Here is a 25,499-nt window from a genome sequence, read left to right on the forward strand (position 1 = left end):
CCGGAGCAGTGAGAATGAACCCACATCAGGCCGGCCTGTTTGAAGAGCCGGGTCGCAGTAGTCAGTATCTGGAATATCAATTTCGCTCGGCAGCTGATGCCGATTTGCGCCAAGCTCTTTCTCGGGCACTAAAGCCTGTTGATGGTGCGCGTATCATGGTCGCATTCAATCAGGCCTCCTGGAAGCGCTTAGGCCCAGGCTGGACACCCTCAGGACTATGTGACTTTACGGCGCAGTATTCCTCCAAAGGGCACGTTATGCCAGCGTCGCAGCGCGACATGTTCATCTGGGTTGTCGGCGAAGATCGCGGTGACGTAATGAATGCCGTAGTTCAAGTTACCGAGGCTCTGTCCGACGTCGCAGATCTGGAGCTCGATCTGGATGGGTACAAAACCCGTGATGCACGAATTCTTACTGGCTTCGTTGATGGTACCGGAAACCCCGGAACGGCAGAGAAAAAGCGTGCGGCAGCGCTTATTCCTGAAGGGGAGCTGGGAGCAGGTGGATCGTTTGTCCTCGGACAGAAATGGACACACAGATTGCAGGAATTTCTGAGTCTGAGTGTAAATGCCCAGGAAAACGTTATTGGCCGCACCAAAGAGACGAATATCGAACTCGAAGGAACGGCGCTGCCGCCTGAATCGCATGTCGGGCGCACTGACATTGACGTCGACGACGTACCGATGAAAATGTATCGCCGTGGTACGCCTTACGGTGGTGGAGAGGACAAGGGGCTTTATTTCCTCGCGTTTGCCTGCGACATGGATCGCTTTGTGAGCGTGATCGATAGCATGCTGGGTAAGGACGACGGAATCACAGATGCCATGATGGATTTCAGTGACGCATTGACCGGTTCATACTGGTTTATGCCGTCGCAGGTGGATCTGGATACAATGTTGGCGGGGTGACCGCCGATAGCCAGCTTGTCTGGCTAACGGCGACCCCGGAGGGTATCAACCGTTAACCGGGGTTCCCCACAGGTCATATTCGTCGGAATGCTCGATATCAACCTCAAGGAAATCCCCCGGCTGGCAATCGAAGAACTCGTTCAGGTAAACCATGCCGTCGATGTTGGGCGCGTCGGCGATTGAGCGGCCAATCGCACCTTCGTCATCGACTTCATCAATAAGCACAGTCATGCGGGTACCGACTCTTCGGGCCAGCTTACGCGTGCTGATTTCCTGCGCTTTTTCCATAAAGCGGTCATGACGCTCCTGCTGAATGTCTTCTGGCACATGGTCAGGCAGGTCGTTCGCTTTCGCGCCCTCGACGGGGCTGTACTTGAAACAACCAACACGATCGAGTTCTGCTTCTTCGAGCCAGTCGAGGAGCATCTGGAAGTCTTCTTCGGTTTCACCGGGGAAGCCGACAACGAAGGTCGAGCGCAGCACAAGCTCCGGGCAGATTTCGCGCCACTTCTTGATACGCGCCAGTGTGTTTTCGGCGTGCGCAGGGCGTTTCATCAGTTTCAGAATACGCGGACTTGCGTGCTGGAACGGGATATCCAGATACGGAAGTATCTTTCCGTCCGCCATCAGCGGAATCACGTCGTCTACGTGCGGGTAAGGGTAAACATAATGCAGGCGTACCCAAACTCCCATCTTGCCGAGCTCTTCACAGAGGTCGAGCATCTTGGTTTTTACCGGCTTGCCATCCCAGAAGCCCGTGCGGTACTTCAGGTCGACACCGTACGCGGAGGTGTCCTGAGAGATCACGAGTAGCTCTTTGGTGCCTGCATTGACGAGGCGTTTCGCTTCTTCCAGTACATCGCCGATAGGACGACTGACATGCTTCCCGCGCATATCCGGGATGATGCAGAAGGTGCAGCTGTGGTTACAGCCTTCTGAGATCTTCAGGTAAGAGTAGTGGCGAGGTGTCAGCTTCACACCTTGGGGCGGAACCAGATCCGTAAACGGATTATGTTCGGTTTGCTTAGGTGACCATTCATGAACTGCGGTCATGACCTCTTCGTAGGCTTGTGGGCCTGTTACTGCGAGAACACCGGGGTTCTTTTCTTTGATCAGCTCAGCATCGGCGCCTTTACCCATACAGCCAGTCACAATCACACGACCGTTTTCGTTCATGGCTTCATTGATGGCGTCGAGAGATTCCTGTTTGGCAGCATCGATAAAACCACAAGTGTTTACGACAACGACATCTGCGTTGTTGTACTGGTTTACTACGTCATAGCCGTCAAGCTTGAGTTGGGTCAGGATGCGTTCGGAGTCCACCAGGGCTTTCGGGCAGCCGAGAGACACGAATCCTACTTTGCCGCTGCCTGGAATTGCATCGCCTTCACCGACACTTGGATTTGAGGGGTGGTCTGTCATGGTGTGTACCTTCGCCGCCGGGGTAATTATCTCAGGGCGGCGATTGTACCTGATTAGTGAGGGGCTTTGGAGGCTGTCACTATGTCTTCCGGGTGAGCCAGTTCAGTACAGTTGCGGCCGTTTTCTTTTGCCCGGTAAAGGGCATCATCGGCTCGCTTGAGAAGATCGTTGAAATTCTCATCATGATCCGACAGTTCTGCCGCGCCAATGCTTACGGTAACAGGGATAGAGGAGGGCATGAGCTCGGATATCTGGTGGCGCATTACCTCGGCTTTGTAGTGTGCCTGATTCAGCGAGCAGGGTTCCATCAGTACGATAAACTCTTCACCGCCAAACCGTGCAACCGTGTCTTCGGTGCGGCATTGCTGCTCAAGCAGGGTCGCTACCTGTTCCAGAATCTGATCACCCACAATGTGCCCGTGCGTATCGTTGATCTTTTTGAAGTGATCAAGATCGATGATCAAGGTCGTCATGGGAGTGCTGTGGCGTCGGGCCCGGGCAAGCCGCTGATCGACCATTTCCAGCATGTAGTGACGGTTGTACAGCCCGGTGAGCTGATCGTGCATCGCCAGTTGCAGCAGTCGATCCTGTTGGCGCTTAAGTGTCACGTGCGTATCAACGCGGGCCGAGAGAATGACCGGGCGTATCGGCTTGGTGATGTAATCCACGGCGCCGATGCGAAGGCCCATTTCTTCGTCTTCGATATTGTCCCGGCCGGTAACAAATATGATGGGGATATCGCGCGTTTCGCTCATGTCTTTGAGCTCACGGCAGGTTTCGTAGCCTGAGATGCCTGGCATTTCAATGTCGAGCAGAATCAGGTCAGGCTTGTGCCTGAGCGCCATATCGAGACATTGTTGTCCGCTTGTTGCTGTCTTTACGCGGTAACGCTCCTGAAGTACCGCGGCCATGACGCGGATATTCGACGCAGAATCGTCAACGAGTAAGACAGTCGATAGCGGCATTTCATTAGGCATTCTTATTGCTCTCATTTATCTGCTGAAGCAGTGATTTAATCCTAGCCTGAGCTTTTGCGTTTTCAAATGCCGTGATCTCGTGCGCAAGCTGCCCCAGTTCTGCCTCGTAATAGGCATTCCCAAGGGGTTTAAGCATGAATTCAAGACTCTTCTGACTAATGTAGTCGTTTTGTTCTAAAGCGTGATTTATTGCAACCAGTCGTTCTTTCAGGCCAATGAGCGGTGTAGGGGCTTTGCTATTCTGGTCGCTTTCCAACAGTTCTGTCAGGCGCGCGGTTTCTTCATGCAGCTCGTCGAGAAGGTTTTCTGCGGTGCTGGTTTTACCGGTGCGGATATCCTGATCCAGGCGCGAGGCGACTTTCTGTATGGCCACCAGGCCCAGGTTTCCTGCGACGCCTTTCAGGTTGTGAGCAACCTCTCTGAGGGCATCAAAACGCCCGCCATCAAGCAGTTGAGTCATCTCCGACAAGCGCACGGGCTGTTCACTACGGAACATATCAATAAGCTGGTTGAGCAGCTTCTCGTTACCTACCACACGCTTAAGGGCCTGCTGACGATCCCAGATTGTTTCGCCAACCTGAGGCTGACTTTTCAATACAACAGCTTGTTCGCCGACCGCGGCATCATTATTGGCGTCGTCTGCCAGTAGCCATCGCTCAAGCATTGAGGTCAGCAAGCCGGGATCAACTGGCTTTGCGAGGTAGTCGTTCATTCCCGATGCCAGACACCTTTCTTTATCGCCAGTCATGGCGTGCGCTGTCATGGCTATTACGGGGGTACTCTGGTGCTGGTCACCTGCGCGGCCGTGTCTGAGTGCCCGCGTTGCCTGATATCCGTCCATTACTGGCATTTGGCAATCCATAAGAATGAGATCGAAAGGAGTTTCTTCAGAGCTGATTTTCTGAATTGCTTCTTCACCGTTTTCTGTGATGACTACCTTGATACCGAGCGCTGTCAGCATTTCTTCCGCGACCAGCTGATTAACCCGATTGTCTTCCACAAGCAGGACGCGTTTATCCCGGAATGTCGGTTTGCTGGTGCGAGTGCTTGTATCTCCCGCCTGACCAAACTCTTTACGCGTGTGGAAGTACTCCACCAGATTGAGGACGTTCAGCGGTTTTAATACATGACCGTGAAGTCGGCCGGACTCGAGTACCCGTTCTGACTGGCGGAAGCTCACTGGTACCATTAGTACTCTGAGTGCTGTATCCATGGCAGGTAGCTGAGCTAATGCTTCAGAACTGTCTCTCCAGTCTTCACCGGGAATATTGCTGCTCAAAATGAGAAGGTCGACGCTGTCTGGGTCGCCTATCAATATTTCGGAGGCGTCCGCGGTGGACCCGACGGCGTCGACGCGAGCGCCCAGGGCTTCAAGGTTCCGGCGGGTTACCTCACGCGATTTTGGGTTGTTAATAATGGCCAGTACACGAGTGCCATTGAGGCCGGGAAGCGGGGTAGCATCTGGGGCAATATCGAGCTGGATCGTGGCGGTAAATGCGCTGCCCACCGTTGGGGTACTTTCTACTGAAACCGAACCATTCATCCGTTCGCACAGGTTTTTCACGATGGCCAAGCCAAGGCCGCTACCACCAAACTCTCGCGTCGTTGAAGAATCGACCTGGTTAAACGCATTGAAAAGGTTCACCCGTTTGGTTTCATGAATACCGATGCCGGTATCTTTCACCGTGATCGATAGTTGCCACTTGTCATCGATTAGTATTTGCTCGAGCGATACAGTTACTTCTCCTTCATTGGTGAACTTAATCGCATTGCTTAACAGGTTAACAAGTATCTGGCGAACCCGGCCGGGGTCTCCGACAACGGTATTGGTGTGTAGCCGGGAGGTGTCGACCAGAAGTTCGACGGCTTTTGTCTCTGCCTGGCTGGCAAGCGACTCTGTTGCAGCTGTCAGTACGCTGTTGAGTTCGAACTCGATGGATTCAAGTTCAAGCTTATTTGCTTCGATTTTCGAGAAGTCGAGTATGTCGTTAATCAGTGCAAGCAGAGACTGCGCACTGTTTTGCGCAATACGTATCCGGTTTAGCTGATCGTCTGTGAGTGGCGTGTCTTTCAGCAGGTTGAGCATTCCCAACACGCCGTTCATAGGCGTGCGGATTTCATGGCTCATGGTCGCAAGGAAGTCACTTTTCGTTCGTGCGGCACTTTCTGCTTCCCGCTTCGCAGCTAACAAAGCAAGTTCATTCTCTTTCTGCTGAGTCACATCGCTGGTCATGCCAACGACCCGGGATCCCTGGGTATGGTCATCGGACAGTATCACAGCGGCGGTTCGAACATGACGCTCTTTCCCGTCGGCACGAACGATTCTGAACTCATAATCGAATGGCTTCGTATGCTCGATGGCGTCTTTGAGTCGGGTCACTACCCAGTCGTGGTCATCTGGGTGAATGAAGGACTCCCACTCTTTAATGCTGGGAGGTGTGACCTCAGGAGCGATGCCGTACAGCTCGCGCATACCTGCGTCCCAGGCCATCTCGCCGGTGATCAGGTTGTGCTCCCAGATACAGATGCCCGCAGACTCAGTCGCCAGCTGGATTCTCTGGTGACTGATGTTGATCTCGGTCTGTGCGAGTTTGTTTTCGGTGATGTCGAGGTGCGTGCCGATCATGCGCAGAGGCTGACCCTCATCGTCCCATTCAACGACACGTCCGGTGTCATGAACCCAGATCCAGTGACCGTCTTTGTGTCTCATCCGGGCTTCGCATTCATAGCGATCCAGTTTGCCTTCCCAGTGCTGCGTCAGAAGTTCACCTGACCGTTCAAGGTCATCCGGGTGGCAAGCTTCCAGCCAGGTGTCGATTGAGACCGGTGAAAGCTCATCGAGAGTGTACCCAATAATGTTGGCCCAGCGTTCACTGAAAGAGGTTTCTCCGGTTTTGACGTTCCAGTCCCAGAAGCCAACGGCCGTCGATTCAATCATTAGCTGATTACGCTGAGCCTCCTCGCGTTTCTCGGTTTCCTGTTCCCGTTCTTCAGTGATGTCCTGGAACGATCCGAACAGGCGGGTGCAGGTACCGTCGACCATGACGGGAGTACCCAGTGCGCGGGCCCAGATTCTTCGACCTTTCGCTGTTTTCAGTGGTAACTCGAGATCCCAGCTCTTACCTTTTTCAATAGCGCTCGCGATTGCTTCGCGGAGACGCTCTTTCGCTTCATCGCCATCGTAAAAGTCGATGCCGTTATCAACCGTGGGTATAAAATCATCCTCGACTTCGTGGATAAGGCGGGTGACTGGGGTCCAGTAGAGGTTTTCCGTTGTGAGGTCGAGTTCCCAGCCACCAATACGAGCTTGCTTACTGACGGCATCCAGTAAAAGACGGTCCCGCTCCAGTTCATTATCGGTTTCTTCGCGAGCAAGCTCGTCGCCGATCCACTTCGCAAATAATTGAATCAGCTCAATCTCGCCGGTGCTGAAAGCGCGTGATCGCGGCTCCGGGCCCGAGAAATTAATTGTGCCGTACACCTGATCTTTGAGAAACAGGGGGGCGGCGAGATACGACTCAAGACCAAAATTGGCGTAAGCAGGGTGATGCTGGGTTTCGCTATCGCCCACATGGTGGTGCGCGACCGCATGACAACCAGCGATAGTTTCAGAACAGTAGGTATTGCCTAGTTCAAAGTTGTCACCGGGCTTAAGTGCGTTTTCAGGGTTGAGGGTGAAGCGCACTGTATATTGTTCATCAACGATGTGGCTGATGATGCCAATGGGCAGATTAAATATCTCGCAGCCCAGGCGAAGGATTCGCTCAGCTTTAGTGTCTATGGTTGCCTGGCGGTCAGAAGTAATTTCATGCAAACGGCGCATGGCGTCCAGAGTGCGGTGCTGGTCTGTGACGTCGGTGCGCAGGGCCACGTAACCCGTAATCTCACCTGCTTCATCGCGTTGGGTAGAAATGGTCGTTTCTACCCAGTAGAGCTCACCGGTCTTACGACGATTGCAGATTTCTCCACGCCAGATGTCGTTATCGGCGAGTGTGTCGAACATTTCTTCGAAAAATTGTCTGCTGTGATGACCGGAGTTCACCATGTGATGAGTGCGGCCAATTAACTCTTCGCGTTCGTAGCCACTGATGTCGCAGAACAGGTCATTAACGTATTGAATGCGGCCTTCCTTGTCTGTGATGGCAACGATCGCGTGTTGATCCAATGCGTATTTCTGCAGTAACCAGTGATCTCCCGGTAGTGTATCGGGGACGCTGGGAGTGGGGTGAGGCATGTCTGCTCCGTGGTAGAAAGTATAATCCGCTTTCAAGTATAGTCAGTTCACAGGTAAGCGCAGGGCGAATCCAGGCCTTTTCGCCAACATTTCTGATAACAAGGAGTCTTAATATGCGTGGTAGTTTGCTGCTGGTTGGTATGGTCGTGGTTTCGGCTGTTCTGCCGGTGCACGCGGGGAAAGTGTATGTCTGTAAATCAGCAGCGGGCGAGACCCTGTTCTCACAGACGCCATGCCCGTCAGAATACTCGGTGAAGGAAGAACGCCAGGTCGATACCAGTAAGCCATCGAGGGGTGCTTCTGAAGCAGAGTTGCAAGGGATGGCTGATGAGCTTTCCCGCAGTAATGACAAAATTCGTGTGCAGCGTGACCTGAAAAATGCGAAGAAGAAGCTTAGCGACCTGCAACAGGAACGTGAGCGCATGATCAAAGAAAAATCCGAGCTGGCGAAGTCCATTGCGGGGCCAAATGCCCGCAACCGCGCTCAAGCCATTGTTGATGAGATGAAAACTGGTGCAGACCGCTATAATGAGCAGATACGCCAGCAACGAGAGAATATCTCCGGACTCGAAAAACGCTTGTCGGAAATTAACCAGGCGTCTGACTCCGCCAAGCAGGAGCTTGACCGCTCGCAAATGGCGATCTGAGTAAATGCCCGAGCGTCCTCTGGTCTGGCTGCTGTCAGCATATCGTTCCGAAAGTCACGCCAGTTGGGTTAACTGGCTCTCGAATCAGCAGGACTGCCCGGTGCGGCTTCGAATCTTCGAACTTCCTGGCCGCTACTTCCGCTGGCGTATCCGGGGTAACCCTTTGTCGTGGATGGCAGAATTTCGGGACGCACTCCAGCAAGAGCAGCCCCATCATATTCTCGCAACATCCATGGTGGATATTGCCACCATCAAAGGGCTGCATCCTGAACTGGCTGATATTCCCGTTACTCTCTATTTTCATGAGAATCAGTTTGCTTACCCGGTGGGTGACCGCCAGCACTCGTCGATTGACCCTCAGATGGTTCAGTTATACGGGGCTCTGACATCGGAACGTTGTTTGTTTAACTCGCGTTTTAATCTTGAGTCCATGCTGGAGGGAGTTACAGAGCTTCTGCGTAAATTACCTGACGCCACTCCCGACCATGTTGTTGATGAGTTACGAGCGAAGAGTTCGGTTTTACCTGTCGCTGTCGAGACAGTAAATACTGATACGATTCCAGCGCAAACAGGCACGATGCCGATGATTCTCTGGAATCACCGCTGGGAATACGACAAGCGTCCGGATCGATTCGAAGCAGTGCTTGATATGTTAGCTAATCGCGGCGTAGATTTTCAGTTGGCGTTGTTGGGGCCGCGACCTGAGAAGGTGCCGGGCGAACTGTCTGCAATACGTGAGAAGCACGCCGCACGGATTGTTGCCGATGGTATGGTCCCGCGGGCTGAGTATGAAACCTTATTAAAGCGTGCTCGGGTTGTGATCAGCACAGCGGATCATGAGTTTCAGGGGCTATCGATGATTGAAGCCGTGAGTGCTGGCGCAACGCCTGTAGTCCCTGACGCGTTATGCTATCGCGAACAATACCCAGGCCGCTTTCGATATACGCCCGGTAATATTGAAGAAGCCGCTGATCGAGTGAGCGACGCACTTCAGCACAGTAGCCCGGTGGATATTTCTCGTTGGACCGCGAGTCACACGGGCGAACTATGGCGTAATTTAATGATTTACTTCAGTCTGCCTGTAGGGGCTATTGAAGACACGAATGGAACAGCAGCATGGGATTTTTACACTGGCTGACGCCAGGGTTTCTTTTCAGCCAACTCAATGCAATTGATGAAGAGCGTAAACCGGCCAGTTTATCGCCTGCGGAAGAAGCGAAAGAGCGTATACGTGTCTGGCAGATTATCGGTATTGCCTGTGTGTGTCTGCTTCTGGTGCATTACGGAAAATACAGCAGTAACCTGACCGCGCTGGTGAAGTGGTTTTCCGAAGTGATGTCTGATCCCTCGATATATCGTGACTATCATCGTTACGAATACCGCGAATTACTGGGATATATCTGGTGGGGCAGCATAAACCTGCTTGGATTCCTCATTATTCCAATGCTGGCCATACGGTGGTGGTTCAAAGATTCACTGAGTGAGTATGGCTGGCAGTGGGGCAGTGTCCATCACCACTGGCGTGGCTATGTTTTGTTAGCATCGCCGATTCTTGTGTTTGCAATTATCGCCAGTTTTGGTGATGACTTTTCAAAGCATTATCCCTTTTATAATCAAGCCCATCGAAGCTGGTTTGACTTGCTGAGCTGGGAGGTTATTTATGTCCTTCAGTTTATTGCCGTTGAATTCTTTTTTCGCGGATATCTGGTAAATGGCCTGAAACGCCAGTTTGGTAGTCTGTCGATTGCGGTGATGTGTTTGCCGTACCTGATGCTGCACTTCCCGAAGCTATGGCCGGAGTCCTTCGGCGCGATTCTGTTCGGCTTTTTTCTCGGTGTACTTGCTCTTATGTCACGGTCGATTTGGGGTGGTGTTCTGGTGCATGTGTCTATCGCATTGATGATGGATGTAGCAGCCCTTCTGCAAACCAAAGGGCTACCCCAGCAGTGGTAGAAAGACCGGCGCTTCAGCGCCCGTTAATGTCATCCAACCTTGCCAGAAATGTCTGCATGATTTTCTGATAAAGTGCCGTACCTTCATGAAGGTCTTCAACGCCTTTGTCTATGCTTGGGTTGTCGTTGACCTCAATGACAACGACCCGATCACCGCTGGATTTCAGGTCAACCCCATAAAACCCATCTCCCATACAGCGCGCTGCTTTTAATGCGGTTTTGATGACTTTTTTAGGCACATCATTAATAGCAAAGGCATCAGCATTCCCAGAACTGTTCGATTTTGATCGGGCACTGTGGTTGTAAATCTGCCAATGACTTTTGGCCATAAAATACCGGCAGGCATAGATGGCTTCACCATTCAGAACACCAATACGCCAGTCGTACTCGGTTGGCATAAATTTCTGCAGTAAGAGCAAGGCAGAGCGTTGACCAAGGCGACTGATACACTCTTGTAGCTCCTCCCGTGTTTTTGCTTTTTCTACACCAATTGAGAAGGCGCCGTCTGGTACTTTCACGATGATCGGAAGTTCCAGCTCTTCGATGAGGTGATCGATGTTATAGTCTTGCTGAGTCATCAATAGCCGCGTTTCTGGTGTGTCTACCTGATGCAGTTGCAAGCACTCGTGGAGGTAGACTTTGTTAGAGCAGCGCATAATGTCGCGAGGGCTGTCGATAACGACGAGCCCAGCATTTTCAGCCTGTTGTGCAATGCGATACGTGTGATGATCGACGTTTGTCGTTTCACGGATAAAGAGTGCATCGTATTCTGCAATTCTATGGGCTTCTTTCCATGTGATCAGCTCAACGTTTAAACCAATGTCTTTACCGGCTTTTTCAAATGCAGTTAATGCGCCTTTATTGGAGGGCGGCAGTTGCTCCTCTGGGTTGACCAGAATCGCCAGATCATATTTATAACGCTTGTTGATGCGTTTAAGCCGCCATATTTTCGAGCTGAACGTGTCCAGAGACTCTGCAAACCGGGTCTGATCGCTTTCGTTGAGCTCGTTGATTGCAACGACGTTTAACGAGGCGATGATCCACAGGTTTTCGTGCACGCGTTGAAGCTTGGCATCGAATACAGGGAAGGCAAATGTCTCGAACAGTTTGCGGGCAACTGGCTTCAGAGAAGCGTTCTCTGTTTGTCCGAAATACACGCGTAGGTGCACAAGGTCTGCGTTATTTTTGCCTGAGCGTCGGTCAGCTTCGAGAATGCGGCTGGTTTTCGTCGGAAGCGGCTGCCCCTGCTCGAAATTGTTTAGTTCACGAATGGCACGAACGCCGGGGAACACCTGGCCGCCGCGCGCCTCAGCGAGAAGCGAGCCGTAGTATCCCGTACTCAGATAAGAGTAATCCGAGCATAGGTTGATAACATAGCCGCGAGCCTCGGTCTGCCCAGCCAGAAAGTCGCCAATGGTGATGACCTGACGGGTTGGGTAGTAGGGCTGCCAGTCACTGAGCTGGTCAACGAGTACGAGCAGTGGCTTCATGTATTGGTGACTCTTTGTGTATTAGAAAATGAAAAACTGAGCCAGATGATAGTTCTCGCTGGCGCATCACAACATCAAGTTTTTCTTCTCGTCTGGAGTGATATTTCTCGTGAGCACAGCCGTAGCGATTCGCTGTGTTCAGTTCTACTATGCGCCTTCAGATTGCTGTTTCATTTTTAGGTTCAGTATATGACGTTTCGTTTAGCCACATCGGCAGATGTTCCCGCGTTATCGGCTATTGAAGAGGAGGCTTTCCCGGGCGACCGGCTGACGCCTCGTCGTTTTCGCCATTTCATTCGTTCCAGCCACTCTGAATTATGGGTACATGAAGACGAAAAGGGCCTTCAGGCCTACATCCTGGTGCTGTTCCATCGCGGTACCTCGCTGGCGCGGCTCTATTCCATCGCGGTGGCAGCTATGGCACGAGGGCGCGGTCTGGCGCGTCAGCTACTGGATCATGCTGAGTCTCAGGCCATGCTCCGCGGAGTATTTTTCATGCGCCTGGAGGTTCGTGATGATAATGAGGGCGCTCTGTACCTCTATGAATCTACCGGGTATCGGAGAATTCGCTTCCTGCCCGGTTATTACGAAGACGGCAGTGCGGGCTGGAGACTGGAGAAACACCTGAGCACGATGCGTGTCGTTCCTCAGGAGTTGCCTTTCTACGGTCAGACAACGCCTTTTACGTGCGGTCCGTCAGCGTTGATGATGGCGATGCGCAGTCTACAGTCAGAGTTTCAGTTGTCGCGTATTTGTGAACTGAATATCTGGCGGGAGGCGACAACCATTTACCTGACGACTGGCCATGGAGGTTGCTCTGCTCAGGGGCTGGCTCTTGCAGCTCAGACTCGCGGTTTTGATGCCAGCATCTGGGTGTCGGATGAGTCGGTGCCTTTTATTGAGGGCGTCCGGAATGAGCATAAACGTGAAGTTCTGCGCCTTGTCAGTGATGACTTCAGTCAGCGCTGCGAACGCGCGGGGATATCCACTGAGGTGTCGCAATTTACGGTTGAGACACTCAGAGAGGCATTAAAGTCTGGCCATCGTATTCTGCTCTTGATCAGTACGTACCGGATGAACCGGAACAAGGCACCGCACTGGGTGTGGTTGGTCGCGATGGATGAAGATTTTGCTTACATCAATGACCCGGATGTCGATGATACGCTGGATCAGGCGGCGGTCGATAATATCTATGTGCCTGTGAGTCTGGAGAATCTGGCGGCGATGTGTCAGTACGGCAGCCGTCGTTACATGGCTGCTGTCTTAATATCGGGAACGGGACGTCCTTTGTAGAAGCCGCCTGACGATAGGTTAGTGGCTGGTATGGATATACGGCTCAGTTTTGCTGGCGTCCACCCTGTCATCCAGTTCTGGTGCGCGCTCGGCACGCAGCGCTACCCACGCGGCTACGTCTTCGCGCCACTCTTCTGCCGGGCGCAACTCTGGCGCAGCCAGAAGTTTTGCTTCGGTACCGCGTGATGCGAATACAACAATGTCCTGAACTTTGTACGCTCTCATAGCCATGATAATTACCTCCGGGTGGGGTTATAGCAAAGCTGGGATGAGACAGCCAGGTCAATCCCGCCTGAACGGCAGTCTTTCTGAGGCGGCAGTGGCATATTCTTCAATGTACGCCGCTTCTTCACGTGTAAATCTGCCAATAGCGTCGTGAAATTCCGGATGTGCGAGCCAATGGTAGCTTCGTGTGAACTCGGGGGCGAAGCCACGGCTGATCTTGTGTTCTCCCTGAGTGCCCGGGTTAAACATACCCAGGTTCTTCTCGATGCAGAACTCAATCCCCTGGTAATAGCAGGCCTCGAAATGCAAGGCATCGTAGTCGCGTAGACAACCCCAGTAGCGGCCATAAAGTGCGTTATCGTCGAAGAAACAAAGGGCGGCAGCGCATGGGCCTTCTTCGTCTTCTGCGAGTACCAACATCATCGAATCTGCCATGGTCTCACGGAGTTGGTGAAAGAAACTGGGCGTAAGGTAAGGATGAGAGCGTCTGCGGTAATAGGTATCGCAATAGCAGTGGTAGAAGATATCAATCATTTCGGGTGTGATGCCTTCGCCTTCGAAGCGTGACACCTTTAAGCCCTGTCCTGTGATCCGGCGGCGCTCCTTCAGCAGGTTTTTACGTTTACGGCTTGCGAACGTTGCCAGAAAGTCGTCAAAGGAGCTGAAGTTATTGTTCCTCCAGATGAACTGGCAGCCTTTTCGTTCCGATGCGCCAGCGTCCGGAGTCAGTTCGCCAGCGGAGAAGTTCATGTGCCAGCCACTCAGCCCCTTACTCGAGCAAAAGTCTGATAAGCCCTGGGCCAGGCTTTGGGTGTCGACCGGGGTGCTGCTTAACCATCGTGGGCCCGGAACAGGCGTGAAAGGGACGCCCAGTAAAAGCTTCGGGTAATACTGCATGCCATAACTGGCGTAGGCCTCAGCCCACTGCCAGTCGAATACGTATTCTCCGTAACTGTGGTCTTTAATATAGGCAGGGAGAACAAGATTGGGAGTCCCGGTGTCATCAAGGCTGATCAGGTGGCTCGGCGTCCAGCCTGTATCTACAGAGACGGAGCCGCTGGACTCCAGAGCACGCAAGAAATCGTAGCGCAGAAACGGCCCAGCATTAGCTGGTAAGAGTGCATCCCACTGGTCTTTCGGAATGGCGTTTATGGCCGGAAGAGCAATGAACTCGGGCATTTATAGCGAACCTCTAGTGACCTTACGCGTATGGCGATTTATCATGAAAACAATCAACAGGAGAGATTATGTTCCGCTTAGATGAACGCCTGCAAGCCGACACCGTGTATTTGGGCCGCTTGCCTTTGTGTAAAGTACTTATGATGAAGGATCGCCGTTACCCTTGGGTGATTCTTGTGCCATCCCGCTCTAACGTTTTCGAGTATTACCACCTGAAGAAAGAAGACCGCCTCCAGCTAATGGAAGAGTCTGCATTTGTAGCAGAGAAGATGGCTGATCATTTCGCATCTGATTCCATGAACATCGCCGCGCTCGGGAATGTTGTTGCCCAGCTGCATGTTCACCATGTCGCACGATTCAAAACTGATCCTGCGTGGCCCGGACCGGTCTGGGGGCATAGTCCTGCAGAAGCCTATTCTGACGAAGAGCTGGAAGCGCGCTCAGAAGAAATGATTAATTTATTGAACAGTCACTTCATTAAAGAGTCTGAAGCAGACGACGATATTCAGGACACTGTGTACTGGTAAGAGGTGAATGTGGAAGTTTTTCGACGTTACATGAACAACCCGTTACGTAATTTCAATTACCTGATTGGTTGTGAAGAAACTCGAGAAGCCATCGCTCTGGACCCTTTAGATGGTGATGCGATGGTGGCCCTGGCAGAAGAGCAGGGTTACACCATCAAATATATTATTAATACGCACGAGCATCATGATCATGTCGAGGGTAATCCTGCGGTTGTGGCGGCCACGGGCGCGGAAGTTATTGCGCATCAGAACGCCATGGCGAGAATACCTGATGTAGATCGTGGCGTGGTTGCGGGTGATGTGATCGAACTCGGCTCACTGAAACTTCATGTCCTTTTCACCCCCGGGCACACGCCTGTCCATTTGTGTCTGCTTGTCAAAGCAGAAGACAACGGCGGAACGCCGGTCCTTTTTTCTGGTGATACGTTATTTAATGCCTGCGCCGGTAACTGCCGAAATGGTGGTGATGTTGACGAAATGTACGATTCATTTGTTTCACAGCTTATGCCATTACCGGACGATACTCTGTTGTATCCGGGGCACGACTACATGAAAAATAATCTGGCATTCGCATTAACGCGTGAGCCGTCGAATAACGATGCCAGCAAGTGGCAGAGTAACGTTGCCGATACGCAGCCCGATGACATGCCTGTCATGACCATGGGGCAGGAGCGTTTGTACAACCCTTTCTTGAGGTTACATCATCCTGCTGTCATTGATGGTTTAAAAGCAGAGTTTCCGCATCTGGGATTAAGCGATCGCGATGTATTTAAGGCACTCAGAAAGCTTCGGGATCAGTGGTGAGAAAGGATTGAGGTGCTCAGTCACTAAGAGCAGCCCGCACTTTACTACGCAATTCGGGCAGCACCGTGCTTTCAAACCAAGGGTTTTTCTTTAACCAGATCTGGTTTCTCGGGGACGGATGTGGGAGCGGAAAAAAGGGCGCCTTAGTTTCTGATGCATGTTTGACCCGCTCGGTAACCGTATTATGACCATCTTTTAAGTACGACCTCTGTGCATACTGGCCGATAAGCAGAATAAGCTTCAGATCTGGCAGGTGCTCAAATACCTGGTGGTGCCATTTCGGTGCACACTCTTTGCGTGGGGGCAGGTCGCCCGATTTTCCTTTGCCCGGGTAACACAGTCCCATCGGCATAATAGCTATCTGGTTCTCGTCATAGAAATCGTCATCGGAGAGCTGCAACCACTGGCGCAGTTTATTGCCGCTCGGATCATTCCATGGAATACCAGTTTCGTGAACACGTGTGCCAGGTGCCTGGCCAATAATTAATATCTTTGCAGTACTGGCGACTTGAATGACCGGATTTGCTCCCAGTGGTAAATCATGGGCGCATAAGTCGCAGTTGCGAATTTCGGTCAGCAGGTTTTTTAGAGGGGTGTCGGGCATAACAAAAGAGGGCCGAAGCCCTCTCTGAGAAGATGTGACTTAAAGAGCCATATCCTTCAGCTTTTTCAGCGGCAGAACTTTAACCTTGGTTGAAGCAGGCTTCGCTGCAACATCCATCGTCTCGCCTGGGCGGAATGGGTTTGGCACGTTTTTACGGGCTTTCTGCGCTGGCTTCTTAACTGTTTTGATTTTCAGCAGACCAGGCAGGGTGAATTCACCAACGGCACGCTTCTTAATGTGGCGCTCGATTACGATACCCAGTTCGTCAAGCACGGCGCTGACTTCTTTCTTAGACAGGCCGGTGTTCTCTGCAATTTCGTTCAGAATCTGAGTTTTGGTAAATTTTTCACGAACGGCTGTAACTTTACGGGCCGGTGCGGCTTTAGCCGTCGTTGGTTTCTTTGCTGCCATAGTGGTTTTTCCTTTTCTTGAGTAAGCGGCTGCCCGAAATGCGTAGAGAGATGAGTGCTAACAGGCCCTTCGATTCTTAAGCAAAAAAAAGGGGTTAGCAACCCGCTAACCCCTGTTTTTTTAGGCATAGATCACGAAATCAGCCTAATTTTTTCAATGCCCAGCCAAAGATGTCAGAGTAGCGCACTGGGAACAGGCGTTGGATGCGATCCATCAGGCGCGCATCGCTACCGATCAGAATGCGGCGTTTACCGCCTTTAACGCCTTCAAGAATGGTGTCAGCGGCTTGCGCTGGGGTCGTTTTAGCGATTTTCTCGAAGTGTTTCGCCTGCTGCTCCAGCGTCTGGTTTTCGCCAGTCATACTGGTTTTCATGCGGCCATTGCGAACGATGTTGGTCTTGATGCCACCCGGGTGAACGGTGGTAACAAAGACGTTGGTGCCCTTCAGCTCCTGACGCAGTGACTCAGTAAAGCCGCGAACTGCAAATTTAGTGGCGTTGTATGCCGCTTGCGTCGGTAAGGCAATGATGCCGAAGATGCTTGAAACATTGACGATGGCAGACTCAGGACGTTCTTTCAGCAACGGCAGGAACGACTTGGTACCGTAGACGACGCCCCAGAAGTTGATGTTGACGATCCACTCCATGTCTTCATAGCTCATACGCTCGACGGTTTCAGACAGAGCAACACCCGCGTTGTTAATGATCATATCGACCTGACCATGGTCCGCTTTTACCTGTTCTGCATAGGCTTCCCATGCACCACGATCTGCAACGTCGAGTTTCTGCAGGGTGACTTTGCCAGTACCACGCAGGATAGATGCGGTCTCTTCCAAAGCTTCCATGTTAACGTCCGACAGAGCGAGATTAGCGCCCTGCATGCTGAGTTGTTGAGCGAGTGCGCGGCCGATGCCGGACGCTGCGCCGGTGACAACAACGACTTTCTCTGAATAAGACTGCATAGCTCGAATACCTTCTGTTGATTGTTATTTCTGTATGGCTGCAAAGCTTACTGTGTGCCCATGCTATCTCAAGGTGTGAAAGTGTCATGGAACAGTGAAATAGTACCCTTACGACCCTATCCAGACGGTTAACGCGGCTGGTCAGATCCGCTATAATGCGCGGCTTTTACTGACTTGCCGGCGGAACTCCACCGCGCCAGGCGGATTTCGATGACAGGGAAGGGCGTTCAGCGGCCTCCCAGACTGACTTAGGACCGAACGATGCGCACACATTACTGTGGTGATATCAACGAAACACTGATTGATCAGACCGTAACCTTCTGCGGTTGGGTACATCGTCGCCGTGACCACGGTGGCGTCATCTTCCTCGACGTACGTGACCGTGAAGGTCTGGTACAGGTCGTTTTCGACCCGGATACCGTTGATGCATTCAACACCGCTGACAGTGTTCGCTCAGAGTTCGTTGTTCAGATTACCGGTCGTGTTCGTGGCCGCCCTGAAGGCACCACCAACGAGAACATGAAAACCGGCATGATCGAAGTGCTGGGTAAAGAGATCAACGTTCTGAACAAGGCAGCGACGCCTCCATTCCCACTCGACGGTTACACCGACGTGGGTGAAGACGTTCGCCTGAAGTACCGTTACATGGATATGCGTCGCCCTGAAATGCAGGACAAGCTGCGCTTCCGCTCAAAAGTAACCTCTGCGGCCCGTCGTTTCCTGGAAGACAATGGCTTCCTCGATATCGAAACACCGATCCTGACCCGTGCAACCCCAGAAGGTGCGCGTGACTACCTGGTACCTAGCCGTACTCACGAAGGATCGTTCTTCGCATTGCCGCAGTCACCACAGCTGTTCAAGCAGCTGCTGATGGTTTCTGGTTTTGACCGTTACTACCAAATCGCTAAGTGCTTCCGTGACGAAGATCTGCGTGCTGACCGCCAGCCAGAATTCACCCAGATCGATATCGAAGCGTCTTTCATTAATGAAGACGAAATCATGGGTATGGTTCAGGGCATGATCAAAGACATCTTCGCGAAAGAGCTGAGCGTCGACCTGGGTGATTTCCCACGCATGCCGTTCTCCGAAGCGATGAACAAATACGGTTCTGATAAGCCAGACCTGCGTATTCCGATGGAGCTGGTTGATGTTGAAGAATTCCTTCAGGACATCGACTTCAAAGTATTCGCAGCCCCTGCGAAAGATCCGAAGTGCCGCGTAGCAGCCTTAAAAGTACCGGGTGGTGCTGAGCTGTCTCGCAAGCAGATCGACGAATACACCAAATTCGTTGGTATTTACGGTGCGAAAGGTCTGGCCTGGATCAAGGTCAACGAAATCGAGAAGGGCGTCGAAGGCCTGCAGTCTCCGATCATTAAGTTCATCGGTGACGACAACACCATGAAGATCATGGAGAAGCTGGACGCTAAGAACGGCGACATCGTGTTCTTCGGTGCAGACAAAACTAAGGTCGTGAACGAAGCCCTTGGCGCACTGCGTTGCAAGCTGGGTGAAGACCTCAACATGTACACCAAAGAGTGGGCTGCTCTGTGGGTTGTTGATTTCCCAATGTTCGAAGAGAACGACGACGGTTCAATGACTGCGCTGCACCACCCATTCACCGCACCAAGCTGCTCGCCAGAAGAACTGGAAAAGGCCCCATTGGAAGCACTGTCACGTGCCTATGACATGGTACTGAACGGCTGCGAACTGGGTGGCGGTTCTATCCGTATCCACGACGAAGCGATGCAGGAAACGGTATTCCGTGTACTGGGTATTTCTGAAGAAGAGCAGCGCGAGAAATTCGGCTTCCTGCTCGATGCACTGAAGTTCGGTGCGCCACCACACGGTGGTCTGGCATTCGGTCTGGATCGTCTGATCATGCTGCTGACTGGCGCGACCAGCATCCGTGAAGTGATTGCCTTCCCGAAAACTCAGTCGGCGGCGTGTGTGATGACACAGGCTCCGGGTGAAGTGAGCAACACGCAACTGCGTGACCTGCACATCAAACTGCGTGAGAAAGCAAAACCAGCGGAATAATCTGCCGGGTTTGTTAATTCCTCTTTAAAAACGGGCGCCCACTTATCGAGTCGGCGCCCGTTTTCTTTTGTAGCAAGGTTACAGTCGATCGCCTCGTAATTCAGCGACTTTCTCTTTTAAGTAGCCTGGGCTAGCGTCTTCTGCTTGCACGGTATCTCCGACAACCATATCGATCTTCGACCAGAACCGTTGCGGTAATCGTGTAAGGGCAGGGCGGTCTTTATGGCTGAAGAAACTGCCCCACAGTCCACGCAGTGCCATTGGTATGACTGGCACCGGCGTTTCATCGAGTATCCGGCTGATGCCATTTTTAAATTCGTCTATTTCACCAGTTGTTGTGAGCTTTCCTTCCGGGAAAATACACACCACTTCGCCAGCTCGAAGTTCTTCAGCGATTCTCTCGAATGCTTTTTCATACCCTTCAGGGTCGGCTTTTTTACTGTCGATCGGGATCGCTTTTGCCGTGCGGAAGATGAAGTTCAGCACCGGCATGTTGTAGATGGGCTTAAAGGTAACGAAGCGAACCGGGCGGCGGCACGCGCCTCCAATTAACAGAGCATCTACGAATGACACATGGTTGCACACGAGCACACAGGCGCCTTCATCCGGAATTTTATGCAGGTTAATGTGGTTTACCCGGTACATGGTGTGCGTAAGCACCCAGATGATAAAGCGCATCGCAAATTCAGGGATCGTACGATAAATATAGATAGAAACCAGCGCATTCAGGATCGCGAGGATCATAAAGAACTGTGGTATTGAGAGGTCTAGTACGCCCAGAACAATAATCCCTGTAATGGCTGACGCGACCATAAACAGAGCATTCATAATGTTGATTGCGGCGATCACCTGAGATCGGTGCTGAGGTTCAGAGCGTGCCTGAACCATAGCGTACAGAGGAACGATGTAGAAACCGCCAAAGACACCGATCATCAGAAAGTCAAAGACGATACGAAGGTTCCACGGTGAGCTTAAAAACTCCCCAGCGTTAATCAGTTCGGTGCCAATGGCGGGTAAGTCCTGCAGGAATAAGTCGATACCAAATATGGTCAGACCAATCGAACCGAGAGGTACGAGGCCGAGTTCTACTTTATGCCCTGACAGACGCTCACATAGCAGCGAGCCCAATGCGATACCAATAGAGAAGGTCGCCAATAAAACCATGACGACACTTTGATCTCCGCCTAGGAAGTCTTTAGCGAAGCCGTAGATCTGGGTCAGGTAGGCAGCGCCCAGAAACCAGAACCAGGAGATAGCGAGCACAGCCAGAAAGATACTTTTTGTCTGGCGGGCGTAACCCAGCGTGCGCCAGGTTTCGGTAATCGGGTTGAAGCGAACCTTCTGTGTCGGGTTGGCGGCAGGTGCAGAAGGAATCTGGCGGCTGACCAGATACCCAAGGCAAGACACACTGATAATCACAGCGCTAACCCATATCACTCCGTCTTCTCGGGTGGCGATTACACTGGCGATCAGCGTACCAGTCAGAATGGCAAGGAAAGTCCCCATCTCAACCAGAGCGTTACCACCAACGAGTTCGTGGTTATCCAGATGCTGAGGAATGATGCTGTATTTTACTGGCCCAAAGAACGCAGACTGTGTCCCCATCAGAAAAAGCAGACACATCAACCCCGCAGTGGCACTGAAGTAAAAGGCACAGGCGCCGAGCACCATAATGACGATCTCAAGTAACTTGATACGTCGTATCAGGTAAGATTTTTCGTATTTATCAGAAAGCTGACCAGCCAGTGCCGAGAACAAGAAAAAGGGAAGAATAAACAGCATCGCCCCCAGGTTATTCATCAGGCTCAGGTCCATCGTGCTGGAAAGCAGACCGAAGGTGATCATCGCCATCAGCGAGTTTTTGTAGACGTTATCGTTGAAGGCGCCTAGAAACTGAGTAAAGAAGAAGGGCGCAAAGCGTCGGCTCTTAAGAAGGCTGAACTGAGAGTGATCACGAGGATCGGGTGTGCCGTTGGGCGTCTGTTGGTCAGACATTAAAACATCCTGTCGTGCGGAAATTTGGTGTACCGAAAATACCACCAGTTCGACGTCAGGCCAAATTACAAAGAAGCCCGCGTTTAAGCGGGCTTCTTTGTGTTCACGTAATGTCGACTTACTTCTGGTAGTCGTAGGCTGAGAACCAGCCTTCTTCTACGTGTTCTTCGTGCTCAGCGCCATCAAAGTAGCTGTAAGCGCTGGTGTCACCCTTCAGCTGAACTTCCAGGAATGCAGTAACCAGCGTACGGAATTTCTTCTTATATTCCGTTTCTCCGTTCCCAAACCAGTGGAAGTGGCTACCGCCTGCATACATAGCAAGACCGCGTTCTGTATTAGGTGAAAGCTCAGAATAGTAGCGTTCAGTGGCGTAGGCCAGTTCGTCGAACTCACTGCCCAGCATCAGGATAGGAGACTCGATCGCTTCGAAATCAACACTGTAAGCACCTAACCAAGGAGCTAGTGCAATCGCGCTGGTGTGCTGGTCGACCATTTCTTCAGCTGCGAGGATAACGCCGCCACCACCCATGGAGAAGCCCATCAGGTTACGTTTAGTGAGGTCGATCTTGCCTTGCAGTGGGCTGCCTGAGCGTGAGTTCTCGTCTTCGAATTCAGCAAAACCGCCAAACTGCGCGTCGCGCCAGCCCGGTGGAACACCCAGGGTGTTATTAGGCGTCATAGTCAGCACAGCGTAACCATGTGAAGACAGGTGCTCTGCCAGCCATTCCATCTGCTCTTTAGTGTTAGTGAAACCCCCAGTCAACGTCGTTGCTGGGATTGGGCCACCGCTCAGGTCGCAAGGGTAGGTCATACGCGCTGACGCGTAGCCGTCATTCTCGAGATTTGCTTCATATGAGCAGATCTCGAAGTCTCCCGGCACACCCAGAGCCTGGCCTTCTGGTGAAGGATCAGGATCACCGCCGCCAAAGCAGCCAGCGAGCGCAATTGATGCCGTGAGAGGAAGGGCGCGGAATGCGCTTTTCAGAGATACAGACATGTCGTTTACCTTTAGTTATTTTTGTAAGGAACGACTCCAGAATATCAATCTGGACTGGGCAGGCTCGTCATATGTGGCCATGAAAAGCTATTTGGACGCAGGAGTCCTAACTATGGCCATATTTGAATGGTCGGTGTTTCTGGGGCACAAAAAAGCCCGCGTTAAGCGGGCTTGAGAGGGTCGAAGTGTGCGTTACTTCTGGTAGTCAAACACTGAGAACCAGCCGTCTGCTACGTGTTCGTCGTGCTCAGCGCCTTCAAAGTAGCTGTAGGCTGAGTCGTCGTCTTTCAGCTGAACTTCCAGGAAAGCAGTCACGAGTGTACGGAATTCTGCCTTCTCGTCCTGGTTGCCAGAACCGAACCAGTCGTAGTGACTAGCACCGGCAAACATGGCCAGGCCACGTTCAATATTGCTTGGCAGCTGCGCGTAGAAGTCTTCGGTGTAGTAAGCGAGTTCATCTTCTTCACTACCCAGCATCATGGTTGGTACTTTGATGCCGTTATAGTTGACGTTGTTATCGCCTAACCAAGGTGCAAGTGCGATGACGCTGGCTGGATCTTCACCCATGTCAGCGGCTGCCAGCAATACGCCTCCACCGCCCATAGAGAAGCCCATGATGTTGCGCTTATCCAGGTTGATCTTGCCTTGCAGCGGGCTGCCAGCACGGTTGTTTTCATCTTCAAGCTCAGCAAAGCCGCCCAGCTGTGCACTGCGCCATACCGGTGGTTGGCCAAAGCGGTTGCTTGGAGTCATGGTCAGAACAATATAGCCGTGGCTGGTCAGGTGCTCAGACAACCACTCCATCTGCTCTTTTGAATTGGTAAAGCCGCCGGTCAGAGTTGTCGCCGGGAATGGACCTGCGCTCAGATCACATGGGTAGGTCATCCGGGCTGACGAGTAACGGCTGTTTTCCAGGTTGTTCTCGTAAGAACAGATTTCATAATCGCCTGGGTTAGTCAGAGCCTGACCTTCTGGGGCCGGATCTGGATCTCCACCACCGAAGCAGCCTGCCATAGCGACAGAGGCAGCGAGTGGAAGAAAGCGGAGCGTGGACTTGAATGAAACAGACATATATTCACCTGTGTTGTTTTTATTCTTAGTGATGACAGGGTACCAAGCTGAATGAGGCTTTCACCCAATAATTGTACGTACGTTCATAAGTGGAACGAATTGTCCTATTTGTGTCCATTTAAGGTACCTGACCCTCAGAGCTCGTGACTGATACGGGTGAAACGGTCGGGTGATTGCCTTTCAGCTTCGCTTAATACCTTTGCCGCTGAACTGCTTTCTTTCAGGTGGTAATCCAGCCAGGCAAGCGTCAACTCGATGTAGCTATCACGGTTTGTTGTGATCTCTGGTCGGTACCACTGTTGGTGACGGCCATTCTCATACACAGCAATAAAGCGCTGAGCCGTAGATGCTTCTACGTGCTGGTATATTTCCTCGATGGATTCGTTCGTAACCAGCAAGTCCTTAGCGCCAGCCAGGATCATAGTCGGAGCGGTAGGGGATACGTTTCGTTGTTCTTTCAGCAAAAACGGCGCAAACGCGGCGAGGGCTTTAACGTCATCTTTCAGAATGCTCCCTGCGAGTAGGGTACCGCCACCGCCCATCGAAAACCCGGCGATTCCACGAAGGTTGGTATCAATCAGACTCTTTACTGGGGAGCCTTCTTCTTTAGTGGTGGCTACCAGCGTTTTCTGACCTCTGAGGTGCGCATCGCGCCATTGCTCAACTTTTCCGTACTTATCTGTCGGGGTCATCGCCAGAACTACATACCCCGAATTGGCAATCGCCTCAGCCATCCATTGCAGTTTGTGATAGGTATTCGAATAACCACCCGTCAGCGTAATGGCAGGTAGAGGAGTGTCTGCATCACAGGGGTAAAAATACGCTGCTTCTGAATAATTTTCAGTCGACGGGACTTCAATCTGACAGACGTCGGCTGCAGAAAAACCCGAAAAAAGCAGTGCAGATCCAAGGACGAAATAATTTTTTAAGCGCATATTTTTCTTATTTTAAAAGTGAAAACAGCCGCTGAGCATAGGCCCAGCCTGACCCGAAGTCAAAATGCAGAAAGTTCCTGAAACAATCCGTTGCGTTGTTTCAGTGAACGAATTTTCCTCCCAAGCCTCACACTTTCACATGTTTAACGACCTCGTTCATGAGGCAAGGAATCAAATATGAAAAAGCTAACTATCCCAGCAACGACTGCACTTCTTACTGCTGCTATGTATGGCACACCAGCAATGGCAGAAGGCGAATATGATGCAGATGCATTCGTCGGTGGTTCAATCAGTTACAGCAAACTGGAAAACCTCTCTATCGGTGGCGAAGAAGTCGAGGAGCTGGGTGATGCAGACGAATTTGACGACGACCGCACAAGCTGGAAAGGCTTTGCCGGTGTGTGGCTGAACGATTACGTGGGTATTGAGGGTCAGTACCTGAATCTGGGTGAGTATAAAGAAGGCAGCTTCCAGTTTGACCCAAGCGGTTTAACGGCGTCACTGATGCTGGGTCTTCCTGCTGGCGACCACACTCGTGTATTTGTTAAAGGTGGTCAGTTCTGGTGGGACGCTGATGTAAAAGGCCCACTGGGCTACAGCGATGAGCGTGAAGGTACCGCCATGTTTTACGGTGTGGGCACATCCATCGCGCTGCTGGATAACCTGAACCTGCGCCTTGAGTATGAGCGCGCTGATTTTGACGAAGATAACGTAAAAGCGGATGTTGATTTTGCTTCAGCAGGTCTTGCGTTAATGTTCTGAGTCGTTTGACGACATAAAACGAGCAAACATAAAAAACCCGGCAATTGCCGTAATGCTGTTCACTTAAG

The 25,499-nt window shown here is 51.9% G+C and carries 22 protein-coding genes; 9 read left to right on the plus strand and 13 right to left on the minus strand.

The window, feature by feature from the left end; genetic code table 11:
- Positions 1-14: 14 nt before the first annotated feature.
- Positions 15-908, plus strand: a complete 894-nt coding sequence (locus B3007_RS12385; protein ID WP_297533750.1) for a Dyp-type peroxidase — start codon at positions 15-17, stop codon at positions 906-908.
- A gap of 45 nt (positions 909-953) precedes the next feature.
- Here B3007_RS12385 and rimO read toward each other — a convergent pair whose 3' ends face one another.
- Genes rimO through B3007_RS12400 form a run of 3 tightly spaced genes read right to left on the minus strand, consistent with a single transcriptional unit; the run spans position 954 to position 7,541 of the window.
- Positions 954-2,330, minus strand: coding sequence for a 30S ribosomal protein S12 methylthiotransferase RimO (gene rimO / locus B3007_RS12390; protein WP_301377260.1), 1,377 nt, complete (start codon positions 2,328-2,330; stop codon positions 954-956).
- 53 nt (positions 2,331-2,383) lie between these two features.
- Positions 2,384-3,307, minus strand: a complete 924-nt coding sequence (locus B3007_RS12395; protein ID WP_301377258.1) for a diguanylate cyclase — start codon at positions 3,305-3,307, stop codon at positions 2,384-2,386.
- Positions 3,300-7,541, minus strand: coding sequence for a PAS domain-containing protein (locus tag B3007_RS12400; protein ID WP_301377256.1), 4,242 nt, complete (start codon positions 7,539-7,541; stop codon positions 3,300-3,302). The genes B3007_RS12395 and B3007_RS12400 overlap by 8 nt, the downstream gene beginning before the upstream one ends.
- A gap of 113 nt (positions 7,542-7,654) precedes the next feature.
- On the opposite strand from B3007_RS12400, the gene B3007_RS12405 reads away from it, so the two are divergent.
- From B3007_RS12405 to B3007_RS12415, 3 genes are read left to right on the plus strand one after another with little or no spacing between them, the layout of a single operon-like run.
- The gene (locus tag B3007_RS12405; protein ID WP_076517166.1) at positions 7,655-8,188 is read left to right on the plus strand and encodes a DUF4124 domain-containing protein; all 534 of its coding nucleotides are present in this window, start codon (positions 7,655-7,657) and stop codon (positions 8,186-8,188) included.
- A 4-nt stretch (positions 8,189-8,192) separates the two neighbouring features.
- Positions 8,193-9,326, plus strand: a complete 1,134-nt coding sequence (locus tag B3007_RS12410; protein ID WP_297533755.1) for a tRNA-queuosine alpha-mannosyltransferase domain-containing protein — start codon at positions 8,193-8,195, stop codon at positions 9,324-9,326.
- On the plus strand, positions 9,305-10,141 hold the full coding sequence (locus B3007_RS12415) for a CPBP family intramembrane glutamic endopeptidase (RefSeq protein ID WP_301377255.1): 837 nt from the start codon (positions 9,305-9,307) through the stop codon (positions 10,139-10,141). The genes B3007_RS12410 and B3007_RS12415 overlap by 22 nt, the downstream gene beginning before the upstream one ends.
- Positions 10,142-10,154: 13 nt before the next feature.
- Here B3007_RS12415 and B3007_RS12420 read toward each other — a convergent pair whose 3' ends face one another.
- Positions 10,155-11,630 (minus strand): RimK family protein, encoded by a 1,476-nt coding sequence (locus tag B3007_RS12420; protein ID WP_297533757.1) that lies wholly within the window; start codon positions 11,628-11,630, stop codon positions 10,155-10,157.
- A 189-nt stretch (positions 11,631-11,819) separates the two neighbouring features.
- Here B3007_RS12420 and B3007_RS12425 point away from each other — a divergent pair, with 189 nt between their 5' ends.
- Positions 11,820-12,923, plus strand: coding sequence for a GNAT family N-acetyltransferase/peptidase C39 family protein (locus tag B3007_RS12425; protein WP_301377254.1), 1,104 nt, complete (start codon positions 11,820-11,822; stop codon positions 12,921-12,923).
- An 18-nt stretch (positions 12,924-12,941) separates the two neighbouring features.
- Here B3007_RS12425 and B3007_RS12430 read toward each other — a convergent pair whose 3' ends face one another.
- Together B3007_RS12430 and B3007_RS12435 are read right to left on the minus strand one after the other, a co-directional pair.
- Positions 12,942-13,154 (minus strand): hypothetical protein, encoded by a 213-nt coding sequence (locus tag B3007_RS12430; protein WP_068437543.1) that lies wholly within the window; start codon positions 13,152-13,154, stop codon positions 12,942-12,944.
- Positions 13,155-13,205: 51 nt separating this feature from the next.
- Positions 13,206-14,327 (minus strand): GNAT family N-acetyltransferase, encoded by a 1,122-nt coding sequence (locus B3007_RS12435; protein ID WP_297533759.1) that lies wholly within the window; start codon positions 14,325-14,327, stop codon positions 13,206-13,208.
- Between the two features lie 68 nt (positions 14,328-14,395).
- Here B3007_RS12435 and B3007_RS12440 point away from each other — a divergent pair, with 68 nt between their 5' ends.
- Both B3007_RS12440 and B3007_RS12445 read left to right on the plus strand, forming a co-directional pair.
- Positions 14,396-14,854, plus strand: a complete 459-nt coding sequence (locus B3007_RS12440; protein ID WP_297533760.1) for an HIT domain-containing protein — start codon at positions 14,396-14,398, stop codon at positions 14,852-14,854.
- Between the two features lie 9 nt (positions 14,855-14,863).
- Entirely contained in the window at positions 14,864-15,658 is a 795-nt protein-coding gene (locus B3007_RS12445; RefSeq protein WP_301377253.1) for a hydroxyacylglutathione hydrolase, read from the plus strand.
- A 16-nt stretch (positions 15,659-15,674) separates the two neighbouring features.
- Here B3007_RS12445 and B3007_RS12450 read toward each other — a convergent pair whose 3' ends face one another.
- The 3 genes from B3007_RS12450 to B3007_RS12460 all read right to left on the minus strand — a co-directional run bounded on the left by B3007_RS12450 (position 15,675) and on the right by B3007_RS12460 (position 17,634).
- On the minus strand, positions 15,675-16,262 hold the full coding sequence (locus tag B3007_RS12450) for a uracil-DNA glycosylase family protein (RefSeq protein WP_301377251.1): 588 nt from the start codon (positions 16,260-16,262) through the stop codon (positions 15,675-15,677).
- A 39-nt stretch (positions 16,263-16,301) separates the two neighbouring features.
- Complete coding sequence (locus B3007_RS12455) at positions 16,302-16,673, minus strand: HU family DNA-binding protein (RefSeq protein ID WP_301377250.1); 372 nt, start codon at positions 16,671-16,673, stop codon at positions 16,302-16,304.
- Between the two features lie 139 nt (positions 16,674-16,812).
- Entirely contained in the window at positions 16,813-17,634 is an 822-nt protein-coding gene (locus tag B3007_RS12460) for an SDR family NAD(P)-dependent oxidoreductase (protein ID WP_301377249.1), read from the minus strand.
- Between the two features lie 261 nt (positions 17,635-17,895).
- Between B3007_RS12460 and aspS the strand changes: the two genes are divergently transcribed.
- Positions 17,896-19,671, plus strand: a complete 1,776-nt coding sequence (gene aspS, locus B3007_RS12465) for an aspartate--tRNA ligase (protein ID WP_301377248.1) — start codon at positions 17,896-17,898, stop codon at positions 19,669-19,671.
- 78 nt (positions 19,672-19,749) lie between these two features.
- On the opposite strand, the gene B3007_RS12470 is transcribed toward aspS, so the two are convergent.
- The 4 genes from B3007_RS12470 to B3007_RS12485 form a co-directional block, all read right to left on the minus strand.
- The gene (locus B3007_RS12470) at positions 19,750-21,666 is read right to left on the minus strand and encodes an MFS transporter (protein ID WP_301377247.1); all 1,917 of its coding nucleotides are present in this window, start codon (positions 21,664-21,666) and stop codon (positions 19,750-19,752) included.
- 118 nt (positions 21,667-21,784) lie between these two features.
- Positions 21,785-22,663: a hypothetical protein gene (locus B3007_RS12475; protein WP_301377246.1), complete on the minus strand. Its 879-nt coding sequence runs from the start codon at positions 22,661-22,663 to the stop codon at positions 21,785-21,787.
- A gap of 192 nt (positions 22,664-22,855) precedes the next feature.
- The gene (locus B3007_RS12480; RefSeq protein ID WP_301377245.1) at positions 22,856-23,734 is read right to left on the minus strand and encodes an alpha/beta hydrolase family protein; all 879 of its coding nucleotides are present in this window, start codon (positions 23,732-23,734) and stop codon (positions 22,856-22,858) included.
- 134 nt (positions 23,735-23,868) lie between these two features.
- Positions 23,869-24,669, minus strand: a complete 801-nt coding sequence (locus B3007_RS12485; protein ID WP_301377244.1) for a dienelactone hydrolase family protein — start codon at positions 24,667-24,669, stop codon at positions 23,869-23,871.
- 177 nt (positions 24,670-24,846) lie between these two features.
- On the opposite strand from B3007_RS12485, the gene B3007_RS12490 reads away from it, so the two are divergent.
- On the plus strand, positions 24,847-25,431 hold the full coding sequence (locus B3007_RS12490; RefSeq protein WP_301377243.1) for a porin family protein: 585 nt from the start codon (positions 24,847-24,849) through the stop codon (positions 25,429-25,431).
- The last annotated feature ends 68 nt before the right edge of the window (positions 25,432-25,499 follow it).

This window comes from Thalassolituus sp. UBA675 (assembly GCF_002297765.1).
GTDB lineage: Bacteria > Pseudomonadota > Gammaproteobacteria > Pseudomonadales > Oceanobacteraceae > Thalassolituus.

Excerpts from the sequence above, each read along its gene's own strand:
- B3007_RS12385 (WP_297533750.1), top strand. The coding sequence starts at position 15 with ATGAACCCACATCAGGCCGGCCTGTTTGAAGAGCCGGGTCGCAGTAGT.
- rimO (WP_301377260.1), bottom strand. The coding sequence starts at position 2,330 with ATGACAGACCACCCCTCAAATCCAAGTGTCGGTGAAGGCGATGCAATT.
- B3007_RS12395 (WP_301377258.1), bottom strand. The coding sequence starts at position 3,307 with ATGCCTAATGAAATGCCGCTATCGACTGTCTTACTCGTTGACGATTCT.
- B3007_RS12400 (WP_301377256.1), bottom strand. The coding sequence starts at position 7,541 with ATGCCTCACCCCACTCCCAGCGTCCCCGATACACTACCGGGAGATCAC.
- B3007_RS12405 (WP_076517166.1), top strand. The coding sequence starts at position 7,655 with ATGCGTGGTAGTTTGCTGCTGGTTGGTATGGTCGTGGTTTCGGCTGTT.
- B3007_RS12410 (WP_297533755.1), top strand. The coding sequence starts at position 8,193 with ATGCCCGAGCGTCCTCTGGTCTGGCTGCTGTCAGCATATCGTTCCGAA.
- B3007_RS12415 (WP_301377255.1), top strand. The coding sequence starts at position 9,305 with ATGGGATTTTTACACTGGCTGACGCCAGGGTTTCTTTTCAGCCAACTC.
- B3007_RS12420 (WP_297533757.1), bottom strand. The coding sequence starts at position 11,630 with ATGAAGCCACTGCTCGTACTCGTTGACCAGCTCAGTGACTGGCAGCCC.
- B3007_RS12425 (WP_301377254.1), top strand. The coding sequence starts at position 11,820 with ATGACGTTTCGTTTAGCCACATCGGCAGATGTTCCCGCGTTATCGGCT.
- B3007_RS12430 (WP_068437543.1), bottom strand. The coding sequence starts at position 13,154 with ATGGCTATGAGAGCGTACAAAGTTCAGGACATTGTTGTATTCGCATCA.
- B3007_RS12435 (WP_297533759.1), bottom strand. The coding sequence starts at position 14,327 with ATGCCCGAGTTCATTGCTCTTCCGGCCATAAACGCCATTCCGAAAGAC.
- B3007_RS12440 (WP_297533760.1), top strand. The coding sequence starts at position 14,396 with ATGTTCCGCTTAGATGAACGCCTGCAAGCCGACACCGTGTATTTGGGC.
- B3007_RS12450 (WP_301377251.1), bottom strand. The coding sequence starts at position 16,262 with ATGCCCGACACCCCTCTAAAAAACCTGCTGACCGAAATTCGCAACTGC.
- B3007_RS12455 (WP_301377250.1), bottom strand. The coding sequence starts at position 16,673 with ATGGCAGCAAAGAAACCAACGACGGCTAAAGCCGCACCGGCCCGTAAA.
- B3007_RS12460 (WP_301377249.1), bottom strand. The coding sequence starts at position 17,634 with ATGCAGTCTTATTCAGAGAAAGTCGTTGTTGTCACCGGCGCAGCGTCC.
- aspS (WP_301377248.1), top strand. The coding sequence starts at position 17,896 with ATGCGCACACATTACTGTGGTGATATCAACGAAACACTGATTGATCAG.
- B3007_RS12470 (WP_301377247.1), bottom strand. The coding sequence starts at position 21,666 with ATGTCTGACCAACAGACGCCCAACGGCACACCCGATCCTCGTGATCAC.
- B3007_RS12475 (WP_301377246.1), bottom strand. The coding sequence starts at position 22,663 with ATGTCTGTATCTCTGAAAAGCGCATTCCGCGCCCTTCCTCTCACGGCA.
- B3007_RS12480 (WP_301377245.1), bottom strand. The coding sequence starts at position 23,734 with ATGTCTGTTTCATTCAAGTCCACGCTCCGCTTTCTTCCACTCGCTGCC.
- B3007_RS12485 (WP_301377244.1), bottom strand. The coding sequence starts at position 24,669 with ATGCGCTTAAAAAATTATTTCGTCCTTGGATCTGCACTGCTTTTTTCG.
- B3007_RS12490 (WP_301377243.1), top strand. The coding sequence starts at position 24,847 with ATGAAAAAGCTAACTATCCCAGCAACGACTGCACTTCTTACTGCTGCT.